Origin of the sequence: Symbiopectobacterium sp. (assembly GCF_051710365.1) — a bacterium.
Lineage (GTDB): Bacteria > Pseudomonadota > Gammaproteobacteria > Enterobacterales > Enterobacteriaceae > Symbiopectobacterium.
On the sequence record NZ_JBPETA010000294.1, the window covers coordinates 1 to 2,670 of the forward strand.

The following is a 2,670-nucleotide window of genomic DNA, read 5'->3' on the forward strand; positions in this document are numbered from 1 at the left end:
CGTGGATGATTTTCCGAATGTCGTGATGCTGCCGTTGATCACCGCCAATCAGTTGCGTCAGGGCGGTACCAGCCGTGCGGGGTTCTCCGTCACCATACAGTGTGAATCCGGGGCACTATCCAGCACCGTCAGGTAGGGGTTAACATTCTGAATCACACCCTGACTGACCAGAAACAGCGCCATCAGCAGCGACAGCGGCAACAGCACAAATAGCGTGATGCGCGTCAGATCGCGCCAGACATTGCCGAGTTCGTCGGTACTCTGACGGGAAAAGCCACGCATCAACGCAAACAGTACCGCAACCCCGGTAGCTGCCGATAAGAAATTCTGTACCGCAAGCACCACCATCTGGCTGAAATAGCTCAAGGTGGATTCCCCGGCGTAGGATTGCCAGTTGGTGTTACTGACAAAACTGATGGCAGTGTTCAGCGCCAAATGCCAGGACAAGCCTGGCAACTGCTGCGGGTTATAGGGCAAGTTCTCCTGCGCCATCAACAGTACCATCAGAAAGCACAACCCAAGGGCGTTAAACAACAGAATGGCGCACAGATACTGACGCCAGTTCATCTCGCAGTCTGACACGCCGCACACACGCCACATCCCCTGTTCGAACGCCGCCACGCCGGGTAAAGCGCGATCGAGTACCATCCCCGTCATCAACCGAACCAACGGTTGGGCCAGCACCAATAATACGGCCAGAAAACTGGCCAGAAGTAAAAATGCATTGGCCGCCATCAGAATTCCTCCGCCCGAAACAGGGCGTAAAACAGATAGCCCAGTAACAGAAATACCAGCACGATGCCGGTCATCAGTCCCACATTCACGGTTTATCTCCCCGCGTTTATTGAATGTGGCTCGAGTGTAAGAATCAGGGCGTAAAAATGTCGTTAATATCGCAGGCGGAGGGGTAAAAAAGGTATAAAAATGCCGAGAGCATAACCAGCTCAATCAGCATCGATGAGCTGGCCGTGTTAACACGAAGGGATCACAGCAGGCCTTGCAGCGCAGGCGCCGTCATACTAGCATCAAACGGAACGATGTCTGCATTGGCCAGCCCCAGTTTCTGAAACGGATCCTGACTAAGGCGCACCTGCAACTGTTCGAGGCTGTCGCTTTTCGCCAAAATGACGCCGCCAGTGCGCGGAATGCGGCGGCCTGATGCGAGAAAAACACCGTCGGCATAGTCCTGTTTTAACCATTCAACATGAGCAGGAATCTGTTCATCAATCGCCTCAAGCGGCTGCACATACGTCAGCACCACCACATAAACCACACTCATTGTAAATTCCATGTATTACGTAAGGGATAATGTAAGGCTACTCCTCGACAGGGGAGGCATGAAGCGCTTTTTTGTTAGAGAATCTAAGGCATATGCCATTTTCTAGACGTGAGCTAATAGCGCGAAGGCCAAATCTCTTCAGGACGTTTATTCAACGCGTTAGCAATCAGCCGTTCGCCTTTGGGCCAGCGTCGCACCAACGCGTTTGACAGTGTTGATGACGCCAATCCCGCTTCTCTGGAAAGCGCTGACAGCGTTGTGCCACGCTTTTTCAAACCCGCTACGATATCTGCCGGATGCCAGTCCTTACCGTCCATTACCATCCCCCGATGTTATTATGTGCGAATGTTCAGCATATCTAAACAACGGCGATGTTAAGTAATGCTAAACACTAAGTCAATATCGATTATCGATGGTGCCATGATGCTACTTGCTCTCCTTAAATCCGCCCGCCTGCATGCCAAGTTGACTCAGGAAAAACTTGGAGTGCTCGCGGGCATTAGTGCTCGCGGGCATTGAAGAAGCGACCGCGCGTTCGCGTGTCTCACAGTATGAAAGCGGCACCTATCGCCCCACATTCGAGATGATGTGCGCCTTTGCCCGCGTACTCGGCGTACCGGAAAGCTATTTTTATACCGTCGATGACGACTTCGCAGAACGCATTTTGCTGTTGTATGAAAGTGACCGCATACAGCAAAAAAAGAATGCATAGGACAGCGTAAAAAAACGCGCTAAACAGAGGAAGGAACCACAGTGCAATTGCCTGACAGGGATGCGTTTTCTGATTTTTTTGCTGCTGAGGATGATGAACGGGCCTGCGCCAGACGTCATGCATTTTTCAAATACCATGAAGGGACCGAGCAAACGGCGTCCTCACGAGATGACTATCAGTCAACCTTTATGAGCGTCTACGGCATCCATATCGACTGGCGGGAGGGGATTTTCAGCCTGTTGGAGGGAATCTCGCACTGTCTGGGAGACGCGGTTTTTTCTACTGAATTTGACTACGACAGCGACATTGAAACCGCTACGGTCAACGTTGCTGGCGTTCAGCATGTTTTTCATCATTATTCGCTGGGATCAGAGGAGTATGATGCGGAGCAGGCGCGCATTGAACGCCTGCTACTGGCTGGAAGATATGCCTTGCGCGTGCACACCGAAAGCCTGATGAGCGACACACTGTCTTTTTTACTGATGCCCGTCAGCGCATGGCAATACGTCGAACAGCAGTTCGGTACTGAATCAGTATCAAAATACTTCGTCCCGTGGCTTTGTTGAATAAATCAGAACTTGTAACGACTGTGCCCCATCGGGTCGATTGTTACGTGATGCGAATACTGTTCGGCATTCCTAATAGCGTGATCCGGTTAAGCGCTTTGACCATCGCCATG

At 51.5% G+C, this 2,670-nt stretch carries 4 protein-coding genes and 3 pseudogenes; 2 read left to right on the forward strand and 5 right to left on the reverse strand.

Annotation, left to right across the window (positions count from 1 at the left end):
• Positions 1-129: 129 nt before the first annotated feature.
• The 4 genes and pseudogenes from ACTBDZ_RS16850 to ACTBDZ_RS16865 form a co-directional block, all read right to left on the reverse strand.
• Positions 130-735, reverse strand: a pseudogene (locus ACTBDZ_RS16850) (potassium-transporting ATPase subunit KdpA); the annotation flags it as partial.
• Positions 735-824 (reverse strand): K(+)-transporting ATPase subunit F, encoded by a 90-nt coding sequence (gene kdpF, locus ACTBDZ_RS16855; protein ID WP_196907966.1) that lies wholly within the window; start codon positions 822-824, stop codon positions 735-737. The gene kdpF and the pseudogene ACTBDZ_RS16850, both read right to left, overlap by 1 nt.
• A 161-nt stretch (positions 825-985) precedes the next feature.
• On the reverse strand, positions 986-1,279 hold the full coding sequence (locus ACTBDZ_RS16860; RefSeq protein WP_438816158.1) for a YciI family protein: 294 nt from the start codon (positions 1,277-1,279) through the stop codon (positions 986-988).
• 113 nt (positions 1,280-1,392) lie between these two features.
• Complete coding sequence (locus ACTBDZ_RS16865; RefSeq protein ID WP_196907968.1) at positions 1,393-1,596, reverse strand: helix-turn-helix domain-containing protein; 204 nt, start codon at positions 1,594-1,596, stop codon at positions 1,393-1,395.
• Positions 1,597-1,702: 106 nt separating this feature from the next.
• On the opposite strand from ACTBDZ_RS16865, the pseudogene ACTBDZ_RS16870 reads away from it, so the two are divergent.
• Together ACTBDZ_RS16870 and ACTBDZ_RS16875 are read left to right on the forward strand one after the other, a co-directional pair.
• Positions 1,703-1,991 (forward strand): annotated as a pseudogene (locus ACTBDZ_RS16870) (helix-turn-helix domain-containing protein).
• Between the two features lie 41 nt (positions 1,992-2,032).
• Entirely contained in the window at positions 2,033-2,557 is a 525-nt protein-coding gene (locus tag ACTBDZ_RS16875; protein ID WP_438816159.1) for a hypothetical protein, read from the forward strand.
• Positions 2,558-2,600: 43 nt separating this feature from the next.
• Here ACTBDZ_RS16875 and ACTBDZ_RS16880 read toward each other — a convergent pair.
• Positions 2,601-2,670, reverse strand: a pseudogene (locus ACTBDZ_RS16880) (surface-adhesin E family protein); the annotation flags it as partial.

Coding starts and splice junctions, on each gene's coding strand:
- ACTBDZ_RS16865 (WP_196907968.1), bottom strand. CDS start 1,596: ATGGACGGTAAGGACTGGCATCCGGCAGATATCGTAGCGGGTTTGAAA.
- ACTBDZ_RS16860 (WP_438816158.1), bottom strand. CDS start 1,279: ATGAGTGTGGTTTATGTGGTGGTGCTGACGTATGTGCAGCCGCTTGAG.